Here is a 3948-nt window from a genome sequence, read left to right on the forward strand (position 1 = left end):
AGCCGCCGTGCCGCCACCGCGCCCGCCTTCCGGAAGCCGCCGTCCGGCCGGCGGCCCGGCCTCAGATGGTGCGGCATCCGAGGCCGCGCGGCGTCATCCCGCCGGGATGGTCGTCGGTACGTCCCGCGACACCCGCCTCTACCCTGGGTGCCGTGAGCCGGGAGCCTGACCAGCTGAGAAGGCCGCGCTGAGTATCGGCGATGCTGGTGCGCAGTTGCATCGTCACCGGGCTTCACGCATTTTCTGCCAGTTGGGTCGGACTGATCCGCTCGATTAGCAGGGTCTACGGAAGTGTCCAGACGCCAGCATTGTGCGCATGTCCTGAGCGTTGGCCCGAAAACTGGTCCCGCCAGGGCTGATGCGCTCCTTCGGTCATGACAAGCAGGTCAGCTTCCTGGAAGCGACTACCGTGTGAGTATCTGGACTTCGGACACCAAGCAAAGACACGAGTCGCCGAGGTTACGACCTCGGAGATCACTTTTTCGGCCAGGCAGTAGGTCATCCGCAGGCCGATGCGCCTGTACAGATTGGCCTTTCGCGCAGGGTCAGGACCATGGAGCAGGCCAAACAGGTCTTTGGACGCGTCGGCGATGATGTTGAGCTCGTCGGCGGTCATTCCGCTGCGGCGGCGCTTCGGTCAAACCGGGCCGAGCCTGAGCGGACCATCTGATGGCGGTCGCCTCGGAGATCCAGCCGTACCAGCGCCCCGCCACCATGATCCCCTCGGCCGGGAAGCGGAACCCGGCGAACGCCGAGCGGCGAGGAGACCAGGGAGGAGACCGAGCCGCGGACTTCACCGGTCAACCCTGCCGGATCAGCCGACGCAACAGAGCCAGCCGGCCGGATGATCGCCATGGTCGGAGGCGCCCTGATCAGTTCGTCCCGAATACGCCCGCCGGCGCGGATCGGTGTACCCGTTCATCGACGTCCGCCTTGGCTTGTCGCGGTGGCATCCGCCGCTCGGCGTGCCGGTCATCGCGTCCAGTTCGGACCGTCCCGGGCCTTGACGGACGGTCCGGTGACTTGCAAACTGAGGAAATTCGAAGTAGGCAGGCGTAGCGGCCGAATGGCTCCGGACAGGGTCCTCGTCGCGCGCGCCACATTGTCGGGTGTGGATTGGTTGCACATGACCCCCGTGCCGCCGGTCTGTTTGCTCGACGGCATTCCGAGCCACTGACCGTCGAGGCATTTCCGGCACCGGTTTCCACCTCGTTCTTCGTGCAGAAAAGACGTCGCTCCGCCGGCCGTTCATTGCCGGTGGCATCGTGCGCGCGGCTGCGTGCTTTATGACAATGGATCTTCTCGTCGGGCGTCAATGGGTTGTGCCTTGTCGTCACCGAGAGAGTCCGGCCAATGGGGGATGACATGGTTGCGTCCCGGCACGAAACCGACACTGCCGTCGCAGCACCGCGCGCAGCGGGGCAGGCCGCCGGTCGCACGGTGGGAGTCGTCGGCCTGGGGTACGTCGGTCTGCCCACCGCATTGGACCTGATGGCATCCGGCAGCAAGGTCATCGGGTTCGACGTCGACCTGCGGCGCCTGGCCGCCATCGGCGCCGGCGACGTCGACCTGCACCCGGCTGACCACGCACGGCTGCGAACCTTCCGGCACCGCGCGGAACTCACGTTGACCAGCGAACCGCACCGGCTGGCGGACGCCGACACCGTCATCATCTGTGTGCCCACGCCGGTGGACAGGAATCTGGTACCCGAGCTGCGGGCATTGTCGTCGGCCTGCTCGACCGTGGTCGAGCACGCGGTGTACGGGCAGATGATCATTCTCACCTCGACGACGTACGTGGGAACGACCCGGGATCTGCTCGCCCGACCGCTGACCGAACGCGGGTTCCAGGTCGGCCACGACGTCCATGTCGCGTTCTCCCCGGAGCGCATCGACCCGGGAAACAGCAGGCACGTGGCGGCGAAGACGCCGCGTGTGGTGGGCGGCATGACCGGCGAATGCACCCGTCGCGCCGTCGCGCTGCTCGGCCGGGTGGCGCCGGCTGTCCATCCGGTCGGCTCGCCGGAAGCCGCGGAGATGGCCAAGCTCCTGGAGAACACCTTCCGGGCCGTCAACATCGCCCTGGCGAACGAGTTCGCCGACGCAAGCCGCTACTTCGGGCTCGATCCGATGGAGGTCATCGGCGCCGCCGCGACCAAGCCGTTCGGCTTCATGCCCTTCTATCCGGGACCGGGCGTGGGTGGGCACTGCATCCCGTGCGATCCGCACTACCTGCTGTGGCAGCTGCGGGGCTCCCGCCTATTCATGCCGCTGATCGACGCGGCGATGACCGTGATCGCCAAGCGCCCCGGCGAGGTGGTGGAACGCGTCGGGCAGGTCCTCGCCACGTGCGAGCGAAGCCGTTCCGGGGCCCGGGTGCTGATCGTCGGTGTCACGTACAAACCGGGTGTCGCCGATGTGCGGGAGTCACCCGCGCTCGAGATCATGCAACGGCTGGCGGACTGCGGTTCCCAGGTCGCCTACACCGATCCGCTGGTGCCTTCGCTGACGCTCGGAAACACGTCGCTGACGAGCCGGCCGGAGCCGATGGCCGAGAAATGGGATCTGGTGGTGGTGCACACGCTGCACCCCGATGTGGATCTGAGCTGGCTGCAGGATCAGGAGCAGGTTCTGGACGCCACCTACCGATTGACAGATCTCAAAAACCGGACGGTCGTCTAGGGCGGTCCCGGACCGAGTTCCTCATGACTCACAGGAAGCAGAACCTGTCGTGACCAAATCCGTGGTTACCGGTGGCGCGGGCTTCATCGGAAGCCATCTCGTGGAGCACCTTCTCGCCGCCGGGGACGAGGTCGTCGTGCTCGACGACCTGTCCACCGGCACGTTCGACAATCTGCGGGATTCCGCCGGACATCCGGCGTTCCGCTTCGTTCAGGGCTCCGTGCTGGACCAGGAGACCGTCGGCACGAGCATGGACGGCGCCGACCGGGTGTTCCACCTGGCGGCCGCCGTCGGGGTCAAGCTGATCGTGGACCATGCGCTGGACAGCCTGTGTACCAACATCCGCGGCACCGAGACGGTGCTCGAGACGGCCCTGCGCGCCCGCGCGAAGATGCTGCTCGTCTCGACCAGCGAGGTGTACGGGAAGAACACGGCCGACAAGCTCGACGAAGACTCGGACAGGATCTACGGCTCTCCGCTGAAGGCGCGGTGGTCCTATGCCGCGGCCAAGGCGATCGACGAGTCGCTGGCGTACGGCTATTGGCGGGAGCGGGGGCTGCGCATCACCATGGTGCGGCTCTTCAACACCGTGGGTCCCCGCCAGACCGGCCGCTACGGGATGGTCGTCCCGACCCTGGTCGGTCAGGCGCTGAGAGGCGATGACCTGACGGTGTACGGCGATGGCGAACAGACCCGGTGCTTCACCTCCGTCACCGACGTCGTGCCCGCGCTGGTCCGGATCGTCGAGCACCCCGCCGCCTACGGGAAGGTGTTCAACCTCGGCGGGGAGACCGAGATCTCCATCGGCGACCTCGCGCGCCGGATCGTGCGCGTGCTCGGCAGTGACAGCGCCATCGTTCACGTCCCCTACGGACAGGCGTACGGCGAAGGCTTCGAGGACATGCGACGCCGGGTGCCGGACAACAGCCGGGCACGGGAGCTGATCGGATTCCGGCCCCGCACCGGGCTCGACGACATCATCCGGCAGGTGGCGGCGGCGAGTCCCGCCATGACCCCGGAGACGCTGCGGGCAGCGCGGTGACACGGCAGCCCATAGCTAGGGAGGGAACGTTTGATCTGGCTCATCGTGGTGCTGACCCTCGGCCTCAGCCTGCTGTTCTGGTCGGCGGTGGGGATACTCCGGTTCCTGGACGAGAATCGGGCTAACGGGCACGGTCCGCCTTCGCGGGCCGGCGGAAAGCGCCCCGGTGGGGCGCCCGGCGGGATCCCTGACCGCGGGGACGTCGCGGCCCTGATCGCGGCCCA

Annotated in this window: 4 protein-coding genes; 3 read left to right on the forward strand and 1 reads right to left on the reverse strand. The window is 67.4% G+C overall.

The genetic code is table 11. The features are described 5' to 3' along the window. Positions 1-283: 283 nt before the first annotated feature. A complete protein-coding gene (locus AB0M20_RS31005) occupies positions 284-616 on the reverse strand; it encodes a hypothetical protein (protein ID WP_364303873.1) in 333 nt (110 codons plus the stop codon). An 824-nt stretch (positions 617-1440) separates the two neighbouring features. Here AB0M20_RS31005 and AB0M20_RS31010 point away from each other — a divergent pair. The 3 genes from AB0M20_RS31010 to AB0M20_RS31020 all read left to right on the forward strand — a co-directional run. Then, positions 1441-2682: a nucleotide sugar dehydrogenase gene (locus AB0M20_RS31010; protein WP_364303874.1), complete on the forward strand. Its 1242-nt coding sequence runs from the start codon at positions 1441-1443 to the stop codon at positions 2680-2682. 49 nt (positions 2683-2731) lie between these two features. After that, entirely contained in the window at positions 2732-3724 is a 993-nt protein-coding gene (locus AB0M20_RS31015) for a GDP-mannose 4,6-dehydratase (RefSeq protein ID WP_364303875.1), read from the forward strand. A gap of 30 nt (positions 3725-3754) precedes the next feature. Continuing rightward, positions 3755-3948, forward strand: a 194-nt coding sequence (locus AB0M20_RS31020) for a hypothetical protein (protein WP_364303876.1), incomplete at its 3' end; no start/stop codon positions are given.

The sequence above is a fragment of the Actinoplanes sp. NPDC051633 genome (assembly GCF_040681735.1).
Classification (GTDB): Bacteria; Actinomycetota; Actinomycetes; order Mycobacteriales; family Micromonosporaceae; genus Actinoplanes.

Excerpts from the sequence above, each read along its gene's own strand:
- AB0M20_RS31005 (WP_364303873.1), bottom strand. The coding sequence starts at position 616 with ATGACCGCCGACGAGCTCAACATCATCGCCGACGCGTCCAAAGACCTG.